The sequence below is a fragment of the Actinokineospora bangkokensis genome (genome assembly GCF_001940455.1).
Lineage (GTDB): Bacteria > Actinomycetota > Actinomycetes > Mycobacteriales > Pseudonocardiaceae > Actinokineospora > Actinokineospora bangkokensis.
In genome coordinates this window covers 23,378-49,398 of sequence record NZ_MKQR01000007.1, presented here as the reverse complement: position 1 = coordinate 49,398, position 26,021 = coordinate 23,378, and the positions used below count along the sequence as shown (strand labels likewise).

At 74.4% G+C, this 26,021-nt stretch carries 15 protein-coding genes; 6 read left to right on the top strand and 9 right to left on the bottom strand.

Features of this window, described 5'->3' with window-relative positions:
• Window positions 1-22 precede the first annotated feature (22 nt).
• The 8 genes from BJP25_RS04500 to BJP25_RS04465 are packed head-to-tail and all read right to left on the bottom strand — an operon-like array spanning window position 23 to window position 18,272.
• On the bottom strand, window positions 23-1,654 hold the full coding sequence (locus BJP25_RS04500; protein ID WP_084793681.1) for an acyl-CoA carboxylase subunit beta: 1,632 nt from the start codon (window positions 1,652-1,654) through the stop codon (window positions 23-25).
• The gene (locus tag BJP25_RS04495; protein ID WP_075973507.1) at window positions 1,651-2,241 is read right to left on the bottom strand and encodes an NADPH-dependent FMN reductase; all 591 of its coding nucleotides are present in this window, start codon (window positions 2,239-2,241) and stop codon (window positions 1,651-1,653) included. The genes BJP25_RS04500 and BJP25_RS04495 overlap by 4 nt, the downstream gene beginning before the upstream one ends.
• Complete coding sequence (locus BJP25_RS04490; RefSeq protein ID WP_084793753.1) at window positions 2,238-2,420, bottom strand: MbtH family protein; 183 nt, start codon at window positions 2,418-2,420, stop codon at window positions 2,238-2,240. The genes BJP25_RS04495 and BJP25_RS04490 overlap by 4 nt, the downstream gene beginning before the upstream one ends.
• A 32-nt stretch (window positions 2,421-2,452) precedes the next feature.
• Complete coding sequence (locus BJP25_RS04485; RefSeq protein ID WP_075973505.1) at window positions 2,453-3,694, bottom strand: metal-dependent hydrolase family protein; 1,242 nt, start codon at window positions 3,692-3,694, stop codon at window positions 2,453-2,455.
• A gap of 3 nt (window positions 3,695-3,697) precedes the next feature.
• Window positions 3,698-7,906 (bottom strand): type I polyketide synthase, encoded by a 4,209-nt coding sequence (locus BJP25_RS04480; protein WP_075973504.1) that lies wholly within the window; start codon window positions 7,904-7,906, stop codon window positions 3,698-3,700.
• Window positions 7,903-12,327: a MupA/Atu3671 family FMN-dependent luciferase-like monooxygenase gene (locus BJP25_RS04475; protein ID WP_075973503.1), complete on the bottom strand. Its 4,425-nt coding sequence runs from the start codon at window positions 12,325-12,327 to the stop codon at window positions 7,903-7,905. The genes BJP25_RS04480 and BJP25_RS04475 overlap by 4 nt, the downstream gene beginning before the upstream one ends.
• The gene (locus tag BJP25_RS04470; RefSeq protein WP_075973502.1) at window positions 12,324-17,372 is read right to left on the bottom strand and encodes a non-ribosomal peptide synthetase; all 5,049 of its coding nucleotides are present in this window, start codon (window positions 17,370-17,372) and stop codon (window positions 12,324-12,326) included. The genes BJP25_RS04475 and BJP25_RS04470 overlap by 4 nt, the downstream gene beginning before the upstream one ends.
• A gap of 45 nt (window positions 17,373-17,417) precedes the next feature.
• Window positions 17,418-18,272: a DUF5829 family protein gene (locus BJP25_RS04465; RefSeq protein WP_143218879.1), complete on the bottom strand. Its 855-nt coding sequence runs from the start codon at window positions 18,270-18,272 to the stop codon at window positions 17,418-17,420.
• Window positions 18,273-18,739: 467 nt separating this feature from the next.
• On the opposite strand from BJP25_RS04465, the gene BJP25_RS04460 reads away from it, so the two are divergent.
• A complete protein-coding gene (locus tag BJP25_RS04460; protein ID WP_075973500.1) occupies window positions 18,740-19,537 on the top strand; it encodes an AfsR/SARP family transcriptional regulator in 798 nt (265 codons plus the stop codon).
• Between the two features lie 287 nt (window positions 19,538-19,824).
• Here the strand turns inward: BJP25_RS04460 and BJP25_RS04455 are convergent, their stop codons facing one another.
• Entirely contained in the window at window positions 19,825-20,340 is a 516-nt protein-coding gene (locus tag BJP25_RS04455; RefSeq protein WP_075973499.1) for a MaoC family dehydratase, read from the bottom strand.
• 179 nt (window positions 20,341-20,519) lie between these two features.
• On the opposite strand from BJP25_RS04455, the gene BJP25_RS04450 reads away from it, so the two are divergent.
• From BJP25_RS04450 to BJP25_RS04430, 5 genes are all read left to right on the top strand, one after another.
• Window positions 20,520-21,551 (top strand): beta-ketoacyl-ACP synthase III, encoded by a 1,032-nt coding sequence (locus BJP25_RS04450; RefSeq protein ID WP_075973498.1) that lies wholly within the window; start codon window positions 20,520-20,522, stop codon window positions 21,549-21,551.
• Window positions 21,548-21,808, top strand: coding sequence for a phosphopantetheine-binding protein (locus tag BJP25_RS04445; protein ID WP_198943342.1), 261 nt, complete (start codon window positions 21,548-21,550; stop codon window positions 21,806-21,808). The genes BJP25_RS04450 and BJP25_RS04445 overlap by 4 nt, the downstream gene beginning before the upstream one ends.
• The gene (locus BJP25_RS04440; protein WP_075973496.1) at window positions 21,805-23,025 is read left to right on the top strand and encodes a beta-ketoacyl-[acyl-carrier-protein] synthase family protein; all 1,221 of its coding nucleotides are present in this window, start codon (window positions 21,805-21,807) and stop codon (window positions 23,023-23,025) included. Before BJP25_RS04445 ends, BJP25_RS04440 begins: the two co-directional genes overlap by 4 nt.
• A gap of 228 nt (window positions 23,026-23,253) precedes the next feature.
• Window positions 23,254-24,756, top strand: a complete 1,503-nt coding sequence (locus BJP25_RS04435) for a GMC family oxidoreductase (RefSeq protein WP_075973495.1) — start codon at window positions 23,254-23,256, stop codon at window positions 24,754-24,756.
• Window positions 24,753-26,021 (top strand): MFS transporter (locus BJP25_RS04430; protein ID WP_075973494.1); only part of this gene is annotated, 1,269 nt, incomplete at its 3' end. The genes BJP25_RS04435 and BJP25_RS04430, both read left to right, overlap by 4 nt.

Genomic DNA, 26,021 nt, shown 5'->3' with positions numbered 1-26,021 from the left:
GAGCCACCTGCCCGCGCAGCGCTCACAACGGGATGTTGCTGTGCTTCTTCGGCGGCAGGATCTCCCGCTTCGACCGCAGCGCCCGCAGCGCGCGCACCACCTGCACCCGCGTCTCGCTGGGCGCGATGACGTCGTCGATGCACCCGCGCTCGGCGGCCACGTACGGGCTCAGCAGGGTGTCCTCGTAGGACTCCGACAGCGCCGCCCTGGTGGCCTCGGGGTTGTCCGAGGCCATGATCTCCTTGCGGAACAGCATCTCCACCCCGCCCTGCGCGCCCATCACGCCGATCTGGGCGACCGGCCAGGCGAAGCAGACGTCCGCGCCGAGCTCCTTGCTGCCCATGACCGCGTAGCCGCCGCCGAAGGCCTTGCGGGTGATGACGGTGACCTTGGGGACGCTGGACTCGATGTAGGCGAAGCCGAGCTTGGCGCCGCGGCGGATGATGCCCGCGTGCTCCTGGACGGCACCGGGCAGGAACCCGGGGACGTCGACGAGGGTGAGGATGGGGATGCCGAAGGCGTCGCAGAAGCGGACGAACCTGGCCGCCTTCTCCGCCGCGTCGATGTCCAGCGAGCCCGCCAGGTGCAGCGGTTGGTTGGCCACGACGCCGACCGACTCGCCCTCGACCCTGGCGAAGCCGCACAGGATGTTGGGCGCGAAGGTGGGGTGCACCTCCAGGAAGTCGGCGTCGTCGACCACCCGCTCCACGACCTCGCGCATGTCGTAGCCGTGCGCGGGGTCGTCGGGGACGAGGGTGTCGAGCTGGTCGTCGGTGGCGGTGGTGGTCAGCGGGGCCGGGTTGTGGAAGCGGGGGGCGTCCTCCAGGTTGTTCGCCGGGAGGAAGGCCAGCAGGTCGCGCACGTAGGCGATGGCGTCGGCCTCGTCGGTGGCCAGGTAGTGCGCGTTGCCGGTGCGGTCGGCGTGCACCTTGCCGCCGCCGAGGGCCTCCAGGCTGATCTTCTCCCCGGTGACCTTCTTGATGACCTCGGGGCCGGTGACGAACATGTGCGAGGTCTTGTCGACCATCACCACGAAGTCCGTGGCCGCCGGGGTGTAGACCGCCCCGCCCGCGCACACGCCCATGATGAGCGAGATCTGCGGGACGACGCCGGAGGCGCGCACGACGCGGCGGGCCACCTGGCCGTAGGCCGACAGCGACAGCACGCCCTCCTGGATCCGCGCGCCGCTGGAGTCGTTGATGCCGATGACCGGGCACCCGGTCTGCACCGCCAGGTCGAGCACCTTGCCGACCTTGGTGCCGAACATCTCCCCCACGCTGCCGTTGAACGAGGTGACGTCCTGGGCGTAGACGCACACCTTGCGCCCGTCCACCGTGCCGTAGCCGGTGACCACGCCGTCGCCCGCCGGGCGGGTGGCCTCGGCGCCGAAGTTGGTGGAGCGGTGCCGGACGAAGGCGTCGGTCTCGACGAACGAGCCGGGGTCGAGCAGCAGGTCGATGCGCTCGCGGGCGGTGAGCTTGCCCAGCACGTGCTGGCGCTTGGCCGCGCGCGGCGACCCCGGCTGCCGCACCACCTCGCGCAGCCTGCGGAACTCCGCGATGCGCTCGGCGGTGGTGGGCCGCCGCGGCGGGCACAGCGGCACCGGCACCGCGACCGGCTCGGGCAGCGGCAGCGCGGGGGTGATGGCGGTCATGTCGGCATCCCGGCGAGCACCCGCGACTGGGCGGCCCGGGTGGCGAACTCCGCGACCTGCCAGCCGATCTTGCGCAGCTGCACCTCGCACTGCTCGCGCGCCGCGGCGCCGCCGTCGCCCTCGACCGGCGGCGCGGTGTTGACGGTGATGCCCAGCGGGGTGGGCCAGCCGCGCAGGGCGTGCACGATGGAGCGCAGCGCCGAGAGCGTGGCCCCGCCCGCCTGCCAGCCCGCGGCGGTGACCACGCAGCCGACCGCGCGGCCGTCGAGGTAGGCCCGCTCCCGGCCTGCCAGGTGCTCCAGGTGGTCGAGGGCGTTCTTCACCATCGCCGACACCCCGCCGTGGTAGGCGGGGCTGGCCAGCAGCACCCCGTTGGCCTGGCCCACGGTCTCCACCAGGTCGGCCACGCCGGGGTCGTCCGGGGCGGCGCCGGGGCGGAACAGCGGCAGCGCGGCCAGGAACTCCCCGCCGAACAGCCGGGTGCGGCACCCGGCCTGCTCGGCGCTGCCCAGCGCGGTGAGCAGCGCGCGCTCGGTGCTCGACCCCGCGCGGCCGGTGCCGCCAATGGCCACGACCAGGGGGCTCACGCGCCACCCCGCAGGCTCGCCGGGCGCAGGTCGGTCCAGACCCGCTCGATGTGGTCGAGGCAGTCCTGGCGGGAGCCGCGGAAGCCCTCGGCCCGCCAGCCCGCGGGCACGGCCTGGCCGTCGGCCCACACCGAGTACTGCTCCTCGCCGTTGACGACCACGCTGAATTCGGTGGACATGCCGGTCTTCTCCTCGCCGGTGGTCGGGGTGCTCACTTGCGGGTGTCCTTGACGACCTTGCCGCCCTTGACCACGAGGCGGACGCGCTCGGGGTCGTCGAACAGCTCGGGCTGGGTCAGCGGGTCGAAGTCGACGGCGATGAGGTCGCCGAGCTTGCCGCGCTCCACCGACCCGATCTTGTCCGCGACCCGCATGATCCTGGCGTTGACCGAGGTGGCGGAGACGATCGCCTCCATCGGGCTGAGCACCTTGGCCTTGAGCGCCAGCTCCAGGCCGCGGCGGTCCTGCTTGGGGCCGATGAGGTCGGAGCCGGAGCCGATGAGCAGGCCTGCGGCCTTGGCGTGCTCGATCGCGGAGATCATGCCCTCGGTGGTGCCGCACACCCGCTCGCGGATCTGCGGGGGCAGGCCGTGGTGCTCGAAGTCCTCGGTGAGCACCTGCGCGATGGCCAGCGTCGGCACCAGGGCCACGCCGCCCGCGGCCATCATCGCCGCGGTCTCCTCGTCGATGCCGGTGCCGTGCTCGACGCACTTGACCCCGGCCTTGACCGCGTTGCGCACGCCGTACTTGTTGTGCGCGTGCACGGTGACGTAGGTGTGCCTGGCGTTGGCCTCCTCCACGGCGACCTCGATCTCCTCGATGGAGAACTGGGTGTCGTCGAGGTTGTCCGCGATGGACACCACGCCGCCGGTGACGGCCATCTTGAGGAAGGTCGCGCCCTGCCGGAAGCACTCGCGGGCGGCCTTGCGCACCTCGTCCCGGCCGTCGGAGATGCGCCCGACGGCGGTCAGCCCGCGCACCCGGAAGGCGAAGGACTCGTCCGGGGCCTGGAACGGCGAGCCGAGGTGGCCGTGGCCGCCGCACTGCACCAGCGGCGAGGCCGAGGCCCAGATCCGCGGGCCGGGCACCATGCCCTTGCCCACGGTGCGCAGGATGCCGTGGTCGATGCCGCCGCAGTCGCGCACGGCGGTGAAGCCCGCGTCGAGGGTCTGGCGCAGGGTGCGGAAGATGTCCGCGGCGCGCTCGGCCACCGACAGCTGGTGGGTGAGCACCGCCTGCATCTCGCTGGCGTGTCCCATGTGGACGTGCGCGTCGATCAGCCCGGGCAGCAGGGTGAGCCCGGACAGGTCCACCAGGTCGGCGTCGGCCGGGGTGTCGGCGGGCGAGGCGTCGACGGCGGTGATCCGGTCGTCGGTGACGGCGACCGCGGCGTTCGCGACGGGGTCGCCGCCGAGGCCGTCGATCAGCGTGGCGCCGGTGAGCAGCAGAGACATCGGTCAGACCCCCGTGGTGGTGGGAACGGGCGGCAGCAACCCGCCGCGGGTGAAGAAGTCGAGCATCCGGTGGAAGTACTCGCGGTCCAGGCGCGGCGCGCGCGCCAGCTCGGGCGGCAGCGCGGTGAGCACGTTGCCGCAGTCCATGACCGGCATGTCCCGGTCGGGGGTCTCGCCGATCATCGCCATCAGCGGGGCCAGGGCGTTGTCCTCGCCGTCGCGGTCGACGTGCTCGACCAGGGTGGTGCGCCACTCGTCGAAGGGCACCAGGCGCACGTCGTGGCCGTAGTGGCGCAGCTCCTCGAACAGGGTGTTCCACTCCAGCGGCACCGGGTCGATGGCGTGGTAGTTGCGGCCGGTGGCCGCCGGGCGCAGCGAGATCTCCACGATGAGCCGCACCAGGTGGTCGACGGTGCCGACCGAGAGCTGGTAGCGCCGGTTGGGCGCCAGCCCGAGCTGCACGCAGCCCTGGATGACCTTGGTGACGTAGTCGTCGGCGTTGGTGGCGCCGCTGCGGCTGTCGGAGAGCACCCCGCCCGCCCGGTACACCGACACCGGGATGCCGCGCTCGCGGGCCAGGTCCACCAGCCCCTCGGCCACCCACTTGCTCTGGCTGTAGGAGGTGTCGTGGCCGATCGGCGGGGGCAGCGGGTCGTTCTCCCCGATGACCCTGGTGTCGGTGAGGAACGCCCCGGCCAGCACCGCCAGCGTCGAGACGTGGTGCACCGGCTTGAGCCGGGTGGTGGCGGCGAAGCGCAGCACCTCCTGGGTGCCGAGCACGTTGGCCGCCTTGAGCACCCGGTAGGGGCGCACGAAGTTGACCCACGCGCCGCAGTGGTGCACCGCGTCGATGACCCCGGCCAGCTCGGTGAAGCGCTCCTCGCCCAGCCCGAGCAGCGGCTGGGCCAGGTCGCCGATGACCACGCGCAGCCTGCTCAGCCACGGCCCGGTGAGGCCGAAGGAGTCGAGCTTGGCCCGCACCCGCTCCAGGCCCGCCGCCTCGTCCGCGGCGCGCACCAGGCAGTGCACGGTGGCCTTGGTGCGCTGGAGCAGCTCCGCGCACAGGAACGCGCCGACGAAGCCGGTGGCACCGGTCAGCAGGATGGCCTTGGGCTCGCCCTCGGCCACCGGGAGCAGGCCCTCGGTGGTGATGGCCGGGTCGAGCACGACCTCGTCCTCCAGGACCGGTCCGGTGCCGACCGCGCGGCCAGTGCCGGTGCCCAGGGCGTTGTCGACCAGGGTGGCCATGGCGGCCACGGTCGGCGCGCCCATGACGTCGCGGGCGGTCAGCGAGGTCGCGCCCATCCGGCGCAGCTCCTTGGTGACCTGGGTGACCATCAGCGAGTGCGCGCCGAGGTCGAAGAAGTCGTCGTCGACGCCGACCGACTCCACGCCCAGCATGTCGCACCAGATGGCGGCCACCGCCTTCTCCCGGTCGGTGCGCGGCGCGCCGTCGGGGACCTCCTGCTCGGCGGCCTCGACGACCGCGTCGGGCTCGGCCGCGGTCTCCCGCGGCTTGCCCGCCTCCACCCAGTAGCGCTTGCGCTCGAACGGGTAGGTGGGCAGGGACGCCCGCTGCGGCGCGGTGTCGCCGTGGAAGGCGTCCCAGTCGACCGGCACGCCCGCCTGCCACAGCCTGCCCACGGCGCTGACCAGGTGGGCCAGGTCGGGCAGGGTGTCGCGGGCCAGGCCCATGGTGGGCACGGCGATGGGCGCGGGGGCGATGCGCTGGCCCGCGGCCAGGGCGGTCAGCGCGCGGCCGGGCCCGACCTCCAGCAGCACGCGGTCGGCGCGGGCGAGCACGGTGCGCACGCCGTCGGCGAAGCGCACCGGGTTGCGCAGGTGGCGGCCCCAGAACTCGGGGCTGGTCGCCTCCTCGTCGGTGATCCAGGTGCCGGTGGCGCTGGAGACGAACGGGATCGCGGGCGTGTTCAGGGTCAGCTTCGCGACCTTGGCCACGAACTCGTCCAGGAACGGCTCCACCATCCAGGAGTGGCTGGCGACCGGGACGCTGACCTTGCGGCAGTCGACCCCGCGGTCGCGCAGGTCCTTGGTGAACGCGGCGATGTCGGCGTCGGGCCCGGCCACCACGGTCAGGTCCGGGGAGTTCACCGCCGACACCGAGATCCGCTCGGGCAGCGGCAGCCGCAGCACCTCGTCCTCGGGCAGCTGGATGACCAGCATCTTGCCCGGGTCCATGCGGGCGAACAGCTCGCCGCGGGCCAGGGTGATCTCCAGGGCGTCGGCGAGGCTGAACACCCCGGCCAGGCACGCCGCGACGTACTCGCCGAGGCTGTGGCCGATCATCGCGGTGGGCGCCACGCCCCAGGCCATGAGCTGCTTGGCCAGGGCGTACTCGACGACGAACAACGCCGACACCACGCCTGCGCCCTGGTCGCGGCCCATCATCACCCCGCCGGTGACCCGCTTGCCCTCCAGCGGCGGGAACGCCGAGGGGAACAGCAGCCTGCGCAGGTCGAAGCCCAGGCGGGGCTCCAGCAGCCGGGCGCACTCGTCGACCTCGGCGCGGAACACCGGCTCGGAGCGGTAGACGTCCAGGCCCATGTCCGGGTGCTGCATGCCGCCGCCGGGGAAGGCGAACACCGCCTCGCGGGCGCCCTCGGGGGCCTGCCGGGTGTCGAGCCGGTTGGGCTCCTCGCCGCGCAGCGCGCGCACCGCGTCGGCGGCGTCGGCGCAGACGGCGAACCGGCGGGTGCCGAAGGCGCGCCTGCCCTTCTGCAGGGTGTAGGCGACGTCGGCCAGCGGCGTGCTGGTGTGCTCCAGGAACCGGGCCAGCCGCTCGGTGGCGGTGTCCACGGCGGGCCGGCTGCGCGCCGAGAGCGGCAGCAGCTGCCACGGGCGGGCCGGGCGCGCCGCCGGGGCGTCGGGCGCCTGCTCCAGCACGACGTGGGCGTTGGTGCCGCCGACGCCGAAGGAGCTGACCCCCGCCCGCCGCGGGTGCCCGTCCGGCCGCCAGTCGCAGGCGTCGGCCGGGACGTAGAACGGCGTGGTCTCCAGCCCCAGCAGCGGGTTGGGCGCCCGGAAGCCCGCGTTCGGCGGGATCTGGGCGTGGTGCACCGCGAGCGCGGCGCGCATCAGCCCGGCGATGCCCGCGGCGGCGTCGAGGTGGCCGATGTTGGCCTTCACCGAGCCGATGGCGCAGTAGCCGGTGCGGTCGGTGCCGAACGCCTGGGTCAGCGCGGTGATCTCGATGGGGTCGCCGACCTGGGTGGCGGTGCCGTGCGCCTCGACGTAGCCGATGGTCTCCGGTTCGACGCCCGCCACCACCTGCGCCGCGGTGATGACCCGGGCCTGGCCCTCCACGCTGGGCGCGGCGAACCCGGCCTTGAGCGCGCTGCCGTCGTTGTTGATGGCCGAGCCGCGGATCACCGCGTAGACGTGGTCGCGGTCGGCCAGCGCGTCAGACAGCCTGCGCAGCACCACGGTCACCACGCCGTTGCCCGGGACGGTGCCGCGGGCGTCGGCGTCGAACGGGCGGCAGTGCCCGTCCGGGCTGAACAGGCCGGAGTCCGCGACTGGGTAGCCGGTCTTGAGCGGCACGTTCACCGACACGCCGCCGACGATGGCCGCGTCGCACTCGTAGTTGAGCAGCGACTGGCAGGCCAGGTGCGTGGCCACCAGCGAGGTGGAGCACGCGGTCTGCACGGTCAGCGCCGGGCCGGTGAGGTCGAGCAGGTGCGCGACCCGGGTGGCCAGGAAGTCCTTGTCGTTGAACATCCGCGCCAGCGGCGCCATCGGGGAGCGCTGGAAGCGCGGGTTCGTGGCCAGGTTGGTCAGCTGGTACTTGTTCATGAAGGTGCCCGCGAACACGCCCACGGTGCCGCCGAAGTCGGCCGGGTCGTGCCCGGAGTCCTCGACCGCCTCCCAGGCGACCTCGGCCAGCAGCCGGTGCTGCGGGTCCATGGTCTCGGCCTCACCGGCGTTGAACCCGAAGAACCCGGCGTCGAACCGGTCGGCGCCCTCCAGGTGCCCGGAGGCGGGGACGTAGTCGGGGTCGTCGAGCACCTCGGCCGGGGTGCCCGCGGCCAGCAGCTCGTCGCGGCCGAACCGGGTGATCGACTCCACCCCGGCGCGCATCGCCCGCCAGAAGTCGCCCGGGGCGCTGGCCCCGGGGACCCGGCAGGCCAGACCGATGATCGCGATGGGCTCGACGCCGTCGTCGGGCGCCTCGACCTCGTTCGCCGTGCTCACTGACCGCCCCGCTTCCCGCGCGCCCTGGCCCGGCGGCCGAGCGCGGCCGCCCGCCGCTCCGCCGCCTGGCGCGCCTCGTCCAGTTCCGCCGACGGCCCCGCCTCGTCCGCCAGCGCCGTGGTCAGCGCCCGGACGGTCGGGAACCGGAAGATGTCCACCAGCGACAGCCGGTCGCCGAGCACGCCGATCAGCCGCATCCGCAGCTGCACGGCGAGCAGCGAGTTGCCGCCGCTGGCGAAGAAGTTCTCGGCCACGCCCACGCGCTCCAGGCCGAGCACGTCCGCGAAGACCTCCGCGACCGCGCGTTCGCGGTCGGACTCGGGGGCCTGGTAGGCCACTTCCCGCTTCTGGCCCGGTTCGGGCAGCTTGGCCCGGTCGACCTTGCCGTTGGGGGTCAGCGGCAGCTCGTCGAGGAAGACGACCTCCACCGGCACCATGTAGTCCGGCAGGGTCCTGGCCGCGAACGCCTTCACCGCGGCGTCGGTCAGCTCGGTCGGGTCCTCGGCCACCGGCACGCAGTAGGCCACCAGGTGCTTGGCCGCGTCGGCGCCGCGCACGGCGACCACGGCCGCGCGCACGCCGGGGTGGGCGCGCACGGCGTTCTCGATCTCGCCCAGCTCGATCCGGTGCCCGTGCAGCTTGACCTGGTGGTCGAGCCTGCCCAGGAACTCCAGCGCGCCGTCGTGGCCGCGGCGCACCAGGTCGCCGGTGCGGTAGAGGCGGGCGCCGGGGGTGTCGCCGAACGGGTCCGGGATGAACCGGTCCGCGGTGAGGCCCGGGCGGCCCAGGTAGCCGCGGGCGATGCTGTCGCCGCCGATGAGCAGTTCACCGGGGACGCCGACCGGGGTCAGCCGCAGGTGCTGGTCGACGACGTAGGTGCGGTAGCCGGCCAGCGGGGCGCCGATCAGCACCGGGCTGTCCGCGCTCACCTCCCAGGTGGTCGCCCACACGGTCGCCTCGGTGGGCCCGTACATGTTGTGCGCGCCCCGGCTCGGCAGCTCGGCCATGGCGTGCGCCAGCGGCTCGGGCAGCGCCTCGCCGCCGACCACCAGCCGCTGCAACCCGCCCAGCGCCGCGCGCGAGTCCGGGTCCTCGACCAGCATGCCCGCCAGCGACGGGGTGCACTGGAGGTGGGTGGCGCCGTGCCTGCGCAGCTGCGCGGCCACCGGCTCGTCGGCCGCGGCGCGGCGCGCCCGATCCTCGCTGATCTCCTTGGCGACCGCGAGCTGGTCCAGGGCGCCGAGCACCTGGTCGTGGCCGACGCCGAAGTCGACCAGGCAGGCCACCTCGTCGACGCCGATGAGCTTGAGCTGGTCGACGATGTCGGCGCAGTGCTCGGGGGTGCCGAGCAGGCCGGAGGTCTCGAAGAACCGGTCGAAGGCCTGCGCCACCAGCGCGTCGAGCTCGTCCTCGGGCAGCGCCTTGAGGTCGACCTCGCGGCCCATCGCCTGCCCGAGCCCGCTGAGCAGGTCGAACGAGGACTTGATGTAGGCCGACAGCGGCTCGCGCACGACCTCGCGCACGGTCTCGGTGTCGGTGCCCGCGAACGAGTGCAGCATCACCGTCACCTGCCCCTCCCCCGGGTGCCCGGCGCCGCGCCAGGCCTCCCGGTAGAGGGCGATCTTGTGCGAGAGCTGCTCGATGGAGTGGCCGAGCAGGTGGGTGAGCAGGCCCGCGCCCGCCTCGCCCGCGAGCTGGAAGGTCTCCGGGCTGCGCGCGCTGGTCACCCACACCGGCAGCTCGTCCTGCACCGGCCGGGGGAACACCGACACCTGGGCCTCGGCGTCCACGCCGTTGCGGCGGGTGGCGCTGCCGCCGCGCCAGAGCGCGCGCAGCTCCTCCAGCCGGTCCATCATGACCTTCTTGCGGTCGTGGTACTGCTCCGGCGCGAGCACGAAGTCGTTGGGCTGCCAGCCCGAGGCGATGGAGATGCCGACGCGGCCGTGGGAGATGTTGTCCACGACGGACCACTCCTCGGCCACCCGCAGCGGGTCGTGCAGCGGCAGCACCACCGACCCCGCGCGCACCTTGACCTTCTCGGTGATCGCGGCCACCGCGGCGGCGGTCACCGAGGGGTTGGGGTAGAGGCCACCGAACTCGTGGAAGTGCCGCTCGGGCGTCCACACCGCGCTGAACCCGTTGCGGTCGGCGAACTTCGCGCCCTCGATCAGTAGGCGGTAGCGGTCGTCGGCCGACCCGCCCTTGTCGCCGCCGAAGTAGAACAGGCTGAAGTCCATCCGGCGGGTCTGCACAGAGGCGGGCACCGGCGCGGAGTCGGCAGCGGTGGTGGCGGTCGGCTCGTCGCCGCGCACCACCACCCGGTAGCCGCGGGCCAGCGTCCACAGCAGCTCCAGCACGGAGATGTCGAAGGACATGCTGGTGACCGCGAGCCAGGTGCCCGGGTCGTCGCCGCCGAGCACGCGGTCCATGGCCGCGAAGAAGTTCAGCGCGTTGCGGTGGGAGATCACCACGCCCTTGGGCTTGCCGGTCGAGCCCGAGGTGTAGATCAGGTAGGCCATGTCGTGCTGCGAACCGCGCGGCGCCCCGGCCACGGGGGCGGGCGACCCGGCCGGGTCCTCGGCGTCCACGCGCACCGCGGTGGCGGGCAGGGCGGTGACCCGGCGGGCCAGCGCGCCGCGGGTGATGATCACCGGCGCGGCGGAGTCGGCCACCATGTAGGCGATGCGGTCCGGCGGGTAGCCGGGGTCCAGCGGCAGGTAGCCGCCGCCCGCCTTGAGCACGGCCAGCAGCGCCACCACCAGGTCCGGCGAGCGGTCGAGGTAGACCCCGACGGGGGTGCCGGGGCCGACGCCGTGCCCGCGCAGCCGGGCGGCCAGCGCGTCGGCGCGGGCCTCGACCTCGCGGTAGCTGAGCGCGTCGGCGGCGTCCTGGTCGGCGCCGAGCAGCGCCGGGGCGTCCGGGGTGCGGGCGGCCTGGGCGCTGATCAGCTCGTGCACCAGCTCGTCGCCCACCGGCTCGGCGGCGGGGTTCCAGTCGACGAGCTGGCGGTCCAGGTCGACCTCGGTGAGCACCCGGAGGGCGCCGAGGCGCTTGTCCGGGTGCGCCACCGCGTCCGCGAGCAGGGTCTGGAAGTGCTCGCCGAGCTGGCGGGCGGTGGCCTCGCTGAACAGGTCGGTGCAGTACTCCAGGCGCAGGCCCAGGCGCTGCCCGGTGTTGGTCATGCTCAGCGTGAGGTCGAACTTGGCCGTGGCGGTGTCGCCGGGGACCATGACGACCTCGCAGCCGGGCAGCGCGAGCCCGGCGTCCGCGTCGACGTCCTGGTAGCTGAACATCAGCTGGAACAGCGGGTTGTGCGCCGGGTCCCGGCTGGGCTGCAACTCCTCGACCAGCTTCTCGAACGGCAGGTCCTGGTTGGCCATGGTGGCCCGGGACTCGTCGCGGGCGCGGGCCACCAGCTCGGTGAAGGTGGGCTGCCCGGACAGGTCGAGCCGGTGCACGACGGTGTTGGCGAAGAAGCCGACCAGGTGCGCGACCTCGGGCCGGGAGCGGCCCGCCGCCGGGGAGCCGACGATGGCCTCCTCGGCGCCGGTGTAGGCGTGCACCAGCGCGGAGAACGCCGCCAGCAGCACCGCGAACGGGGTGGCCGCGCTCGCCTTGGCCAGCGCCGCGACGCCCTCGGCCACCGCCGGGTCGACGGTGAAGTCCAGGTGCGCGCCCGCGTGCGACTGCTGCGGCGGCCGGGGGAAGTCGGTGGGCAGGGTGGCCAGCGCCGGGGCGCCCGCCAGCTTGTCCCGCCAGTACCCCAGCGCCTCCGCCAGCGGCTCGCCGGTCAGGCCCTCGACCTGCCACTCGGCGAAGTCGGCGTACTGGGTGGGCAGCGCGGGCAGGTCCGGCTCGCCGCCCGCCAGCTTCGCCCGGTACAGCTCGGACAGCTCCTTGTCGAGCAGCCCCAGGGACCAGCCGTCGCACACGATGTGGTGCAGGGTCAGGCAGAACCAGTGCTCGTCGCCGCCCAGCGAGAGCAGCAGCGGGCGCACCTTGAGCCCGCCGGTCAGCTCGAACGGGGCGCGCGCCTCGGCGTCGGCCAGCTCGGCCGCCAGCGCCGCCGGGTCCGGCTCGCCGGACAGGTCGCGCACCGGGATGGCGATGGGCGCGGCGGGCTCGACGAACTGCCGGGGCGTGCCGTCGACGTCGCGGAACGCGGTGCGCAGCACCTGCTGGCGGCGCACCACCTCGGTCAGCGCGTGCTCCAGGGCGGGCACGTCGACCGGCCCGGAGATCCGGTACACCAGCGGGACGATGTAGACCGCGCTGCCCGGCTCCAGCTGCTCCAGGAACCACAGCCGCTGCTGCGGGTAGGACAGCGCGCGGTGGCGGGTGGCCATCCGCTCGCGCAGGCGGGCGGCCAGCAGCGCCCGCCTGTCCTCGGCCGCGGTGCCGTTGCTCGGCGCCTGGGTCATCGCTCGGTCTCCGTCTCCAGCTCGGTCTCGCGCAACAGGGCTTCCACTTCCTCGTCGGTCAGGTCGTCGAGCCGGTCCAGCAGGTCCTCGTCGCTGGGCCCCGCGGCGATCGCGGCGGCGGCCCCGCCCCGGGTGGCGTCCACCCGGGCGGCGAGCCGCACGACGGTGGGGGTGTGCAGGAAGTCGCGCAGCGCGACGTCGCACGCCCACAGCTCGTTCGCCCTGGCCACCAGGCGCATCGCGAGCAGCGAGTGCCCGCCCAGGGCGAAGAAGTCGTCCTCGGCGCCCACCGACGCCAGGCCGAGCATCTCCCCGATCAGCGCGGCGACGTCGGTCTGCGTGCCGGGCTTGGGCGCCACGTACTCGGTGTCGGCCTGCCGCTCGTCGCCCACCGGCGGCAGCGCGCGGCGGTCGAGCTTGCCGCTGGCGGTCAGCGGCAGCGCGGGCAGCGCCACGAACACCGACGGCACCAGGTGCGGCGGCAGCCGGTCGGCCAGGAACGCCCGCAGGTCGGTCGCGGCGACGTCGCTGCCGGGCCGGGCCGCGGTGTAGGCGACCAGGCGCTTGCCCGAGGCCGGGCTGTCGACGACCACCGCGACCTGGGCCAGGTCGGGGTGCTCGCCCAGCGCGGACTCGACCTCGCCCGGCTCGATCCGGAAGCCGCGGATCTTCACCTGGTCGTCGGCGCGGCCCAGGAACTCGATGGTGCCGTCGGCGAGCCTGCGCACCCGGTCGCCGGTGCGGTAGAGGCGCGAGCCGTCGCCCGCGAACGGGTCCGGCAGGAACCGGTCGGCGGTGAGCGCGGCGCGGTTGGCGTAGCCGCGGGCGACACCGGGGCCGCCCAGGTACAGCTCGCCGGGCACGCCCTCGGGCACCGGGCGCAGGTGCGCGTCGAGCACGTGCGCGGTGGTGTTGGCGATCGGCCGTCCGATGGGGACGGACGCGGCGCCCTCGTCGACGTGCTCGATGGTGTGGCACACCGCGAACGTCGTCGTCTCGGTGGGGCCGTAGCCGTTGACCAGCCGCTCCGGCCGCTGCTCGGCGGGCAGGGCCAGCAGCGCCCGCACCCGGCCGACGTTGAGCGCGTCGCCGCCGACCATGAGCGTGCGCATGCCCGCGAAGCTGTCCGGGTGGTCGGCCATGACCTCGGTGAACAGCGCCGAGGTCAGGAACATCCCGGTGACCCGGTTGGCCCGCAGCGCGCGGCCGAGGCCGCCGGGGGCGAGCAGGTCGTCGGAGCCGATGACGCAGACGGTGCCGCCGTTGAGCCAGGAGCCCCACAGCTCGAAGGTGAGCGCGTCGAAGGCGGCGTCGGCGACCTGGGCGAACCGCTCCCCCGGGCCGAACGCGGCGTAGTCGGTGCCCTTGACCAGCCGGGCGATCGCCCGGTGGGTCACCTGCACGCCCTTGGGGCGGCCGGTGGAGCCGGAGGTGAACATCGCGTAGGCGACGTGCGCCGCGCCCACACCGGGGTCGCCGGTGTACGGGGTCGCCGCCGCCAGCGCGTCCGACCACTCGTCGAGGGCCAGCACGCCGGTGCGCGCGCCGAGCCGGTCGCGCAGGGCGGCGCGGGTGAGCACCACCGGGGCGCCCGCGTCGTCGAGCATCCAGCGCAGCCGCTCGGTGGGGTAGCCGGGGTCGAGCGGCACGTACGAGCCGCCCGCCTTGGCCACCGCGAGCAGCGTCGTCAGCAGCTCGTGCCCGCGTTCGAGCATGACGCCCACCGGGGTCTCGGCGCCGACGCCGTGCTCGCGCAGCAGGGTCGCGATGCGGCCCGCCCGGTCGTCGAGCTCGGCATAGGTGAGCGAGACGTCGCCGTCGACCAGCGCTTCGGCGTCCGGCGCCGCCGCCACCTGCTCGGCGAACAGCTGGGCGACGGTGGCGTCCGCGGGGAACGGCGCCCGCTCGCCGGTGGCGGCGGCGATGAGCCGCTGCTCGTCGGCGGGCGGCACCAGCGGCAGCTGCGACGCCGCGGTGGCGGGCGCGGCGATCGCGGCGCGCAGCAGCACCTGGTAGCGGGCCACCATCTCGCGCATGGTGGCCTCGTCGAACAGGTCGGTGGCGTACTCCCAGATGAGGGTGATCGCGCCCTCGGCGCCGTCGAGGCCGCGACCGGCGCGCTGCTCGGCGCGCGGCACCACCACGACGTTGATGTCGGTCTTGGCCGAGTTGTTGTGCCGCTCGCGCACGGTGCCGGTCAGCCCGGCGAACTCCAGGCTGGGCACCTGGGAGTCGTGGAAGCTGAACATCACCTGGAACAGCGGGTTGCGCGAGGGGTCGTGGCGCAGCGGCAGCGCGGTGACCAGCTTGTCCAGCGGCATGTCCTGCCACTCGTGCGCGCGGCCGACGGTGGCGTGCACCCGGCCGACCAGCTCGTCGAAGCTGGGTGCGCCGCCGAGCCGCACGCGCAGCGCCAGGGTGTTGACGATCATGCCGATGACCTGCTCGACCGAGGCCAGCCGCCGGTTGGCCACGCCGCTGCCGACCACCACGTCGTCCTGCTGGGCGTAGCGCGAGACCAGCGCGGCGAACCCGGCGAGCATGGTGGCGTAGAGGGTCACGCCCCGGCCGTGGCTGTAGGCGCGCAGCGCCTGGCACAGGTCGCCGGGCAGGTCGAGGTTGAGCGCGCGGCCCGCGAAGGACTGCGACGCCGGGCGCGGCCGGTCGGTGGGCAGCTCCAGGGCCTCGGGGGCGCCCGCCAGCTCCTTGGTCCAGTACCCCAGGTACTTCTCCAGCACCCCGTCGCGCATCCAGTCCCGCTGCCAGGCCGCGAAGTCCACGTAGGACACCGGCAGCTCGGGCAGCTCGGGCGCGCGGCCCTCGGTGATCGCGGTGTAGGTCTCCTGGAGCTCGGCCAGGAACACCCCGTAGGACCAGCCGTCGTGCACCAGGTGGTGCTCGACGTGGATGAGGATGTGGTCCTGCTCGGCCACCCGCACCAGCACCCAGCGGGCCAGCGGCGGCACCGCGAGGTCGAACGGGTCCTTGACCGTCTCGCGCACGATCGCGTCGGCGCGCTCCTCGCGCTCGTCGGCGGGCACGCCGGTGAGGTCGAGCAGCGGCATGTCGACGGCCACCGGCGGGCGCACGACCTGCATCGGCCTGCCCTCCACCGGCAGGAACGCGGTGCGGTAGATGGCCTGCCTGCGCACGATCTCGTCCAGCGCGGCCTGCAGGGCGGGCAGGTCGAGCGCGCCGCGCAGCCGGATGGTGGCCTGGGCGTTGTAGGCGAGGTTGCCCGGCGAGAGCCGCTCCAGGAACCAGATGCGCTCCTGCGGGTGGGCCAGCGCCACCGGCTCGCCCTCGGCCACCGCGCCGGGGGTGATCGGCGGGATCGGCGGGGCGCCCTCGGCGCCCGCGTCGAGCGCGCGGGCGGTCTCGGCCAGCGTGCGGGTCTCGTACAGCGTCGACAGCGGCAGCTCGCGGCCCAGCACGTCGCGCACCCGGGCGGCGTAGCGGCCCGCGAGCAGCGAGTGCCCGCCCAGCTCGAAGAAGTCGTCGTGCACGCTGACCCGGGGCAGGCCCAGCAGCTCGACCAGGATCGCGGCCAGCGCCCGCTCGGTGGGCGTGCTCGGCTCGACGTGCTCGGCGCCGGAGCGCTCGGGGGCGGGCAGCGCCTCGCGGTCGACCTTGCCGCTGGGGGTCAGCGGCATCCGGTCGAGCACCACGACCGCGGCGGGCACCATGTGCGCGGGCAGGACGGTGCCCAGGTGCTCCACCAGCCGGTCCCCGGTGACCGGGCCGGAGGTGGTGGCGTAGCCGACCAGCTGCTCGCCCGCGCCGTCGTCGCGCACGACCACCACCGCGTCGGTGACCTCGGGGTGGGCGACCAGCTCGGCGGCGACCTCGCCCGGCTCGATGCGGAAGCCGCGCAGCTTCACCTGGTGGTCGATGCGGCCCAGGAAGTCCAGCGAGCCGTCGGCGGCGCGCACCGCCCGGTCGCCGGTGCGGTACAGGCGCTCGCCGGTGGTCGGGTGGGTGGTGAACTTCTCGGCGGTCAGCTCCGGGCGCTCGTGGTAGCCCAGGCCCACGCCCGCGCCGCCGATGGCCAGCTCGCCCGCCGTGCCGTCCGGCACCGGCAGGCCCCGCTCGTCGAGGACGTGCGCGGTGGCGCCCGGGATCGGGGTGCCGATGCCCGGCTTGCCGCCGCCCGCGCGCACCTCGGCCGTGGTGGCCCAGACGGTCGTCTCGGTGGGGCCGTAGGCGTTGAACATCCGCCGCCCCGGTGCCCACTGCTCGACCAGCGGCTCCGGCAGCGCCTCGCCCGCGCACACCAGCACCCGCAGGCCGGGCACCTCGACCCGGCCGATCGTGGCCAGCACCGAGGGCGGCAGCGTCACGTGCGTGACGCCGTGGGCGTGCAGGAAGTCGCCGAGGCCGGGCCCGGGGGCCAGCTCCGCGCGCGGGGCCAGCAGCAGCTCGCCGCCCGCGCCCAGCGCCATCGCGATCTCGAACACCGACGCGTCGAAGCTGGTCGGGGCGAACTGGAGCACCCGCGCGCCCGGACCGGCCTCGAACAGGCCCAGCTGGGCCCGCACGAGGTTGGCCAGGCCGCCGTGGCGCAGCCGCACGCCCTTGGGGCGGCCGGTGGAGCCGGAGGTGTAGATGACGTAGGCGAGGTCGTCCTCGGCCAGCTCCGGCAGCTGCGCGCCGTCGAGGTCGGCGCGCGCGTCCGGGGCCAGCACGTCGACCACGCCGCCGGAGAGCACGTCCCCGGTCGGGCCGTCGGCGATCAGCAGGGCGACCCCGGCGTCGGCGACCATGTAGCGCAGCCGCTCGCCCGGGTAGGCCGGGTCGAGCGGCAGCCAGGCCGCGCCCGCGCGCAGGATGCCCAGGATGGACACGACGAGGTCGGTGGACGGGCGGGCGGCCACGCCCACCAGGTCGCCGCGGCGCACGCCCCGGCGGACCAGGGCGGCGGCCAGCCGGTCGGCCTCGGCGACCAGCTCGGCGTAGGTCAGCGCGCGGTCGGCGCAGCGGACCGCGGGCGCGTCGGGGGTGTGCTCGGCGTGGTGGCGGACGACGTCCGGGAACAGCGGTGGCATGGGGGCGTCAGCGCTCCAGGTCTTCTCGGGTGGCGGGCCGGGCTGTCAGCTGAAGAGCCACCTGGCGGTGGTCGGGTCCTCGAACACCAGCCGCGAGCGCGGACCGAAGTCCAGCTCGGCCGGGATGTCGTCGGTCCAGGCGGTGGGGTCGAGGTCGAGCAGCACCTCGGCGACCCGCTCGCGCGGCCAGTCGCCGACGCGCAGGCCGATGGTCAGGCCGGGGCCGACCAGGTCGGTGCCGCGCGGCACCCAGCCGAACGGGGCGAGCGCGGCGGTGAGCTTCGCCGCCCGCTCGGGCCCCACGAGCAGGGTCACCGCGGCGATGTCGCGCAGCAGCGAGCCGGGCGCGGCCGGGCGGCCGAGCACGGCGTCGAGGTAGGAGTCCCGGCGCAGCGCGCCCCCGGGGCCCGCCTGGGCGCCCAGCGAGGCGTAGTACTCCGGGGTGACCTCGTTGAGGAAGAGCAGCAGCGGGTTCGCCTGGCCCAGGTCGACGCTGATCAGGTGGTACCAGGGCTGCGGCTCGTCGTGCCCGTCGACCACCCGGCGCACGAGGTCGTGGTGGTAGCCCACCGACTCCTGCGCGTCGAGCAGCGCGCGGGCCGCGGGCGAGGACCCGGGCTCCTCGAAGGAGAAGACCAGCCCGCCCGACAGCGGCGCCTCGCTCGGCAGCGCCGCGCCGAACAGCTCCACCAGCGTGGAGTTGCCCGCCACGCCCAGCGTGGAGTACTGCCCGGCGACCGAGCTGTCGGCCTTCTTGACCTTGATCCGGCCGAACCGCTCGGCGAGGAAGGCGGTCTCCTCGACCGCCCGGTGGGTCTCGGCGTCCAGCAGGACCATCACGTGGTCGAGCCGGGGGACCGGCGTGCTCCCGACCGCCGGGGCCACACGTGTCATCGCCATTGCTCCGATCGCAGTACGGCGCCGAACGAATCGGCGAGAAATCGAACTCGGGCCCGACGGGACTTTCTCAACAATCGCGCACGGCACCGGGCGCGGTATTTCGGGCTCCGAATTCCTACCGCAGGGCACACCCTGGGTCGCACTGGGGATAACCCTGCACACCCCCGGGGAATCCCCTGGGAAACCCCCGGTCACAGGGGTGTTCCGGCTACGGCCCCTGGGTCCGTCCGGGGGTGCGCGCTGCGGCGGATGACGCAACGGGCGGTGGCGGGTGCCACACCATTCCGCGAAAAGTCCGATTCTGCGATGGAATGCGAAAGACCGCTTGACAGCCCGCCAATTCCGCGCAGAACATTGCGGGCACGGGGGGCAGGCGCTGCGCGACGTCGTGGTCGGCGGGCCCCGCCGTGGACACCCCAGCCCCACCACACCCGGCCTGGCATGCGGCCGCGAGTTCGAGGAGTGCCGTGCAGATCGACATCCTGGGCACCGTGACGGTCACCGTGGACGGCGAGCGCCGCAGCATCGGCTCGCACAAGGTGCGCGCGCTGCTGGCCACGCTGGCGCTCGACGTCGGGCGGGCCATCTCGCACGGCGAGCTCGCCGACGAGCTGTGGGCGGGCCACAGCCTCGGCAACGCCCGCAACGCCATGCAGGCGCACGCCACCCGGCTGCGCAAGGTCATCGACACCCCGGGCCGGGAGAGCAGGCTGCGCGCCATGCGCGGCGGCTACCTGCTCGACACCGCCCCCGAGTCGGTCGACGCCAACCGCTTCCTCGACCTGGCCGAGCGCGGCGCCGCCGAGGTGCGCACCGACCCCGACCGCGCCATCGCCCTGCTCCGCGAGGCGCTGCGCCTGTGGCGCGGCCCGGCGCTGCTCGACGCGGGCGACGGCCTGCGCTGCCGCGGCGCCGCCGCGCTGTTCGACGAGCGCAGGCTCACCGTGTGGGAGGACCTGACCGCGGCCTGGCTGCTGGTCGGCCGCGAGCGCGACGCGGTGGCCGAGCTGACGCAGCTGGTGGAGCAGCACCCGCTGCGCGAGCGGTTCTGCGAGCTGCTCATGCTGGCGCTGTACCGGTCGGGGCGGCAGTGCGAGGCGCTGGAGCTGTTCCGGCGCACGCGCAGCTGGCTGGGCGGGGAGCTGGGGCTGGAGCCCTCGGCGCCGCTGCGGCGGCTGCACTCGGAGATCCTGGCGCAGGAGCCGGGGTTGCTGCTGCCGTCGGCGCTGTGGCCGGACGTGCGGTCGTTGGCGGTGGTGCGGTGACGGTGGGAGCTCTGCTGCGCAGAGCTTGAAAGATCCGGGATTTTGTTGGCGTGCCCGGGTGGGTGGTTCTGCTTGACAGGGGCCCCTGCGGCGATCATGTGCTCGGGGTGGGGAAAAGGTGAGGCCTTCGGCCCCACCCCCCGGCCGTGGGTAGCACATGATCGCCTTCCCCTGTCAAGCACAACCACCCACCCGGGCAGACCCGTAGCCGGGCCGCCGGGTTCGTTGTGGTGCTGTTCTTTGGGGAGCGGGTTGGGTGGGGTTGGGCGCTCGCGCTCGGGGATGGGTTATGGGGTGGGGGTTGCTGTGGCTGGAATCGGTTGGGGGGTGAGGGAAACGGGGGTCCTGGGTGGACGGACCATGCTGTGGAGGGTGGCGGTGGCGGCGGGGCCGGGGGTGCCCTCGACCTCGATGGTGGCGGCGACGGCGAGGTCGGCGACGCCTCGTCTGCTGACGCGGACGGAGTCGAGGCGGGCGGTGGCGCGGATGCGGCTGCCCACGGGGACCGGGCGCAGGAAGCGGAGCTGGTCGACGCCGGTGTTGACGACCGAGCCGACGCCTTCGGTGCGGAAGACCTGGTCGAGGAGGGTGGGCAGGGCGGAGAGCAGGTAGTAGCCGTGGGCGATGGTGCCGCCGAAGGGGCCGGTGCGGGCGCGGTCGGGGTCGGTGTGGATCCACTGGCGGTCGCCGGTGGCCTCGGCGAACAGGTCGATGACGTGCTGGGTGACGTCGTGCCAGGGGCTCGCGCCGAGGTCGTCGCCCTCGGCGGTGGCCAGTTCGGCGACCGAGTGGAACGTCCGCATGGGTCACTCCCGGTGAGGTGCGCGGCAGGGCAAGGGGACTATCGGGTCCGCCGCTGACGCCGGGCTGACGCGGGGGTGATGCGGGGGCGGGGCGGGGCGCCGGTCACCCCGCCGTCACCGCCACGTCAGCGGTGGCGACGAGGCTTGCCGGGACAACCAGACGACCGAGAGGGGGACCCGTGCCGTCACCGCAGCCCCGCACCGCGGTCCTGTGCGGCACCGGCAGCCACCTGCCCCCGCGCCGGGTCGACAACGACGAGCTGAGCCGGGTGCTCGACACCAGCGACGAGTGGATCCGCTCGCGCACCGGCATCGGCGCGCGGCACTGGGCCGACCCCGGCACCACCACCTCCGACCTGGCCGCCGCCGCGGGCGCGCGCGCCGTCGCCGACGCCGGGGTGTCCGAAGTGGACGCCGTGGTGGTGGCCACCACGACGCCGGACCGGCCGTGCCCGGCCACCGCGCCGGTGGTGGCAGGCAAGCTCGGGCTCACCGGGGTGGCCGCCTTCGACGTGGCCGCGGTGTGCACCGGGTTCATCTACGGGTTGGCCACCGCCACCGGGCTGATCGCCGCGGGCGCGGCGCGCCGGGTGCTGCTCATCGGCGCCGAGACCTACTCCAGCATCCTCGACCCGGCCGACCGGACCACCTCGGTGATCTTCGGCGACGGCGCGGGCGCGGTGGTGCTGCGCGCGGGCGAGCCGGGCGAGCCCGGCGCGGTCGGACCGTTCGACCTGGGCAGCGACGGCGACGGCGTCGACCTGATCACCGTCCGCGGCGGCGGCGCCGAGCAGCGGCTGTCCGGCCGCGAGCCGGAGCCGGGCGACCGCTACTTCGCCATGGCGGGCAAGAGCGTGTTCTGGCAGGCCGTGCGGAACATGTCGAAGTCCGCGCGCGCCGTGCTCGACCAGGCGGGTTGGCGCGTGGACGAGGTCGACCACCTGGTCGGCCACCAGGCCAACCTGCGCATCCTCAACCGGCTCGCCGACGACATCGGCATCCCGCGCGAGCGCAGCATCACCAACATCGCCGAGGTGGGCAACACCTCGGCGGCCTCCATCCCGCTCGCCCTGGACCAGGCCAGGGCCGCCGGTCGCCTGCGCGCGGGCGACCGGGTGCTGCTCACCGCCTTCGGCGGCGGGCTGACCTGGGGATCGACCACCCTGACCTGGCCGGAGCAGGCCACCACGAGAACCGAGGAGCGCACGTGACCACTCCCATGTACGACAAGCTGGTGGACATCCTGGTCGACCGGTTCGAGGTCGACCGCGCGGAGATCACCCCCGAGGCCACCTTCGAGGACCTGGACATGGACTCGCTGTTCCTGGTGGAGCTGCTGGTCGTGGTGCAGACCGAGACCGGGGTGCAGATCAGCGAGGACACCGCCACCCCGCGCGACACCATCGCGCACGCGGCCGAGGCCATCGCCGCGCAGGTGCTGGAGGCCACGGCGGCGACGACCCCGTGAGCACGCCGCCCATCGCCGTCACCGGCCTCGGCCTGGTGACCGCGGCCGGGATCGGCGCGCAGGCCAGCTGGGCGGGGGTGTGCGCGGGCGTGTCCACGGCCGCGCGCACCCCCGCGCTGGCGGGCCTGCCGGTCGACATCGCCTGCACGGTGCCCGGCTTCGACGCGAACAAGCTGGTGGGGCGGCGCAGCTCGCTGTCCCACGACCGCTTCGTGCAGCTGGCCATCGTGGCCGCGCGCGAGGCGGTCGCCGACTCCGGCCTGGACCCCAGGGCGTGGGACGGGGCGCGGGTCGGCGTCGTCATCGGCTGCGGCCTCGGCGGCGTCACCACCTGGGAGACCCAGCACGCCAAGCTCCTGGGCACCGGCGCCACCACCGTGTCCCCGCTGCTGATCCCGATGCTGGTGCCGAACATGGTGGCGGGCCACCTGGCGATGGACCTGGGCGCCACCGGCCCCAACTTCGTCACCGCCACCGCCTGCGCCTCGGGCGCCACGGCCATCGGCACCGCCCTGGACCTGCTGCGCTCGGGCACCTGCGACGTGGTCATCACCGGCGGCGCCGAGGCGGGCGTGAGCCCGCTGATCGTCACCGGCTTCGCCCAGATGGGCGCGGTGTCCAAGCGCACGGACGACCCGGCGGCGGCCTCGCGCCCCTTCGACGTCGACCGCGACGGCTTCGTCGTCGGCGAGGGCGCGGGCATCCTCGTCCTTGAGCGAGAGGCCGACGCCCGCGCCCGCGGCGCCCGCGTCCGCGCCAAGGTCGCGGGCTACGGCGCCTCCGCCGACGCCCACCACATGACCCAACCCGACCCCGAGGGCAAGGGCGCCACCGCCGCCATCCGCGCGGCCATGGCCACCGCGGGCATCACCCCCGACGAGGTCGACCACGTCAACGCCCACGGCACCTCCACCCCCCTCAACGACCAGACGGAGGCCAAGGTCGTCCGCGACCTGCTCGGCAGCCGCCCCGCCGTCACCTCCGCCAAGGGCGTCCTGGGCCACGCCCTCGGCGCCGCGGGCGCCATCGAGGCGGCCCTGACCATCCTCACCATCGAGACCGGCACCATCCCCCCGACCGCCAACCTCACCGAGCAGGACCCCAAGGTCGAGCTCGACGTGGTCACCGGCACCCCCCGCCACCAGAAGACCGACGTGGCCCTGAGCAACTCCTTCGGCTTCGGCGGCCAGAACGCCGCCCTGGTCTTCACCGCCTGACACCGGCACCCCGCACTCACGCCACCCCACCAACCAGGAAGCCCGGCTGCGGCAGTGCTCGTTGCGGTGGTCCTGCGTGGCTGGGGTAGCACGTGATCGCCCCAAGGGCCTGGCCACACAGGACCACCGCATCGAGCCCGCCACAAGAAAACCGGCTCTCCCCCGCCAACGCCGAAGGCGAGGCGACCCCACCACCCGCACCCACCAGCGGCACACAGGAGCACTCCCATGTCCACATACGACGTGATCGTGGTCGGCGCAGGCTCAGCGGGCTGCGCGGTCGCGCGCCGCTGCCTCGACCGCGGCGCCCGCGTGCTGCTGCTGGAGGCGGGCGGGCGCGACACCGACGAGACGATCCACGACCCGCGCCGCTTCGGTGAGCTGTGGTTCGGCCCCCGCGACTGGGCGTACCGCACCACCCCGCAGGCGCACGCGGCCACCCGGCAGCTGCACTGGCCGCGCGGCCGGGTGCTGGGCGGGTCCAGCTCGCTTAACGCGATGATCTACGCGCGCGGCGCGGCCGCCGACTACGACCACTGGGCCTACCTGGGCAACGACGGCTGGTCGTGGGCGGACGTGCTGCCCACCTTCCGCGACATCGAGGACTTCGACGCGGGCGCGTCGGACCTGCACGGCACGGGCGGTCCGCTGCCGGTGCTGAGCAAGTACGCCACCGACCCGATCCACGACGCGCTCATCGCCGCGGCGGTGCAGACGGGCATCGAGCAGAACCCGGACTACAACTCCGGCACCCCCGACGGGGTGTCCCGGGTGCAGTTCACGATCTCCGGCGGCAGGCGGGCCAGCGCGGCGGTGGCCTACCTCTCCCCCGTGCACGACAACCCCGACCTGGTGGTGGAGACCGACGCCCTGGCCTCGCGGCTGCTGTTCGACGGCACCCGCTGCACCGGGGTGGAGTACGTGCGCGACGGGCAGGTGCGCACGGCGTCGGCGGCGGAGGTGGTGGTCAGCGCGGGGGCGATCGAGTCGCCCAAGCTGCTGATGCTGTCCGGGATCGGCCCGGCGGCGCACCTGCGCGCGGTGGGCGTCGACCCGCTGGTCGACCTGCCGGGGGTGGGCGGCAACCTGCACGACCACGTCCTCGTGCCGGTCATCTTCACCACCGAGCGCAACCCCGGCAGGCCGAGCGAGGGCCTGGGCCCGGCGCAGACGCACCTGTTCTGGCGCAGCACCCCCGGCCTGACCACCCCCGACGTGCAGCCGCTGCACTTCCCGGTGCCGATGTACCCGCCGGGCACGTCCGGCCCGATGTCGGGCTTCACGCTCCAGGCCGGGCTGGTGCGCCCGACCGCGCGCGGCACGATCCGGCTCACCGGCGCCTCGGCGGCCGACCCGCTGGACATCGACCCGAACACCCTGGGCACCGACTCCGACCTGCGCCGCCTGGTGGCGGCGGTCGAGCTGTGCCGGGAGGTGGGCTCCGCCGCGGTGCTGCGCGAGGAGTGGGGCTCGGTCGAGGCGCTGCCCGGCACCGGTGACCTCGTCGACTACGTGCGCTCCACGGTGTCGACCTACCACCACCAGGTCGGCACCTGCAAGATGGGCATCGACGCCGACGCCGTGGTCGACCCGCGGCTGCGGGTGCACGGCGTGCAGGGCCTGCGGGTGGCCGACGCGTCGGTGTTCCCCGCGGTCACCACCGGCAACACCCACGCCCCCGCGCTGCTGGTGGGCGAGCGTGCCGCGGCGTTCATCGGGGAGGCGTCGTGACCGCCGTCGCCGCCCCCACCACCGCGCCGCCGCGGGTGGGCGGCCGGTTCGTCACCGGGATGGCGCTGGCGAGCCTGGGCATGTGGACGGCGCTCTACACCCCGGTGCAGGTGCTGCTCGCCCAGCAGCTCGCCGTGATCACCCCGGAGGGCAAGGAGTCCGCGCTCGGGCTGGTGACCGGCCTCGGCGCGCTGGTCGCGGTGGTGGCGAACCCGGTGGCGGGCGCGCTGTCGGACCGCACGACGTCGCGGTTCGGCCGCCGCAAGCCGTGGGTGGCCGGGGGCGCGCTGCTGGCCGCCGCGGGTCTGCTCCTGCTGCTCAACCAGTCCTCCGTGGCGGGTGTGGCGGTGGGCTGGGTCGTGGTGCAGGTGGCGCTGAGCGCCATGCTGGCCGGGTTGGTCGCCACGGTGCCCGACCGGGTGCCGGAGAACCAGCGCGGCGTGGTGAGCGCGTGGGTCGGGGCGACGCAGCCGATGGCGACGCTGGCGGGCACGGCGCTGGTGACGGTCGTGGTGAGCACGGTGTCCGCCGGGTACGCGCTGGTCGCCGGGGTGGTGCTGGTGCTGCTGGTGCCGTTCCTGGTGTGGGTGCCCGACTCCCCCGCGGTCCCGGGCCCGCGGGCTGAGCGGCGCCGGGGCGGGTTCTTCGCCTCCTTCGCCGCGGCGCTGCGGCACGCGGACTTCCGCTGGGCGTGGATCACCCGGTTCCTCATCCAGCTCGGCAACGCCACCGGCACGCTCTACCTGCTGTACTTCCTGCGCGACGAGATCCGCTACGAGTCGCTGTTCCCCGGCAAGCGCGCCGAGCAGGGCCTGCTGCTGCTCGTGCTGATCTACACCACCGGCATCGTCGTCTCGGCGTTCGCGGGCGGCTGGCTCTCCGACCGCCTCGGCCGCCGCAAGGGGCTGGTGACGGCCGCGGGCCTGGTGATCGCGGCGGGCTCGGCGCCGCTGGCGGTGTGGCCCACCTGGCCGGTCACCGTGCTCTCGGCGGTGCTGCTGGGCCTGGGGTACGGGGTGTACGTCTCGGTCGACCAGGCGCTGATCACCCAGGTGCTGCCCGCCGCCTCGGACAACGGCCGCGACCTCGGCGTCATCAGCATCGCCAACTCGCTGCCGCACGTGCTGGGCCCGGTCATCGCCGCGCCGCTGGTGAGCAGCCTCGGCGGCTACCCGGCGCTGTTCACCGTCACCGCCCTGCTGGGCCTGGCGTTCGCGGGTCAGTCGGGCAGGCGCTCGCCGGTGGCCGCGTCGAACACGTGCAGC

What these genes read in the sequence shown, in the direction of transcription:
- BJP25_RS04475 (WP_075973503.1), bottom strand. Translation starts at nt 12,327, where the DNA reads ATGACCCAGGCGCCGAGCAACGGCACCGCGGCCGAGGACAGGCGGGCG.
- BJP25_RS04435 (WP_075973495.1), top strand. Translation starts at nt 23,254, where the DNA reads ATGTCCACATACGACGTGATCGTGGTCGGCGCAGGCTCAGCGGGCTGC.
- BJP25_RS04500 (WP_084793681.1), bottom strand. Translation starts at nt 1,654, where the DNA reads ATGACCGCCATCACCCCCGCGCTGCCGCTGCCCGAGCCGGTCGCGGTG.
- BJP25_RS04465 (WP_143218879.1), bottom strand. Translation starts at nt 18,272, where the DNA reads ATGGCGATGACACGTGTGGCCCCGGCGGTCGGGAGCACGCCGGTCCCC.
- BJP25_RS04455 (WP_075973499.1), bottom strand. Translation starts at nt 20,340, where the DNA reads ATGCGGACGTTCCACTCGGTCGCCGAACTGGCCACCGCCGAGGGCGAC.
- BJP25_RS04490 (WP_084793753.1), bottom strand. Translation starts at nt 2,420, where the DNA reads ATGTCCACCGAATTCAGCGTGGTCGTCAACGGCGAGGAGCAGTACTCG.
- BJP25_RS04485 (WP_075973505.1), bottom strand. Translation starts at nt 3,694, where the DNA reads ATGTCTCTGCTGCTCACCGGCGCCACGCTGATCGACGGCCTCGGCGGC.
- BJP25_RS04470 (WP_075973502.1), bottom strand. Translation starts at nt 17,372, where the DNA reads ATGCCACCGCTGTTCCCGGACGTCGTCCGCCACCACGCCGAGCACACC.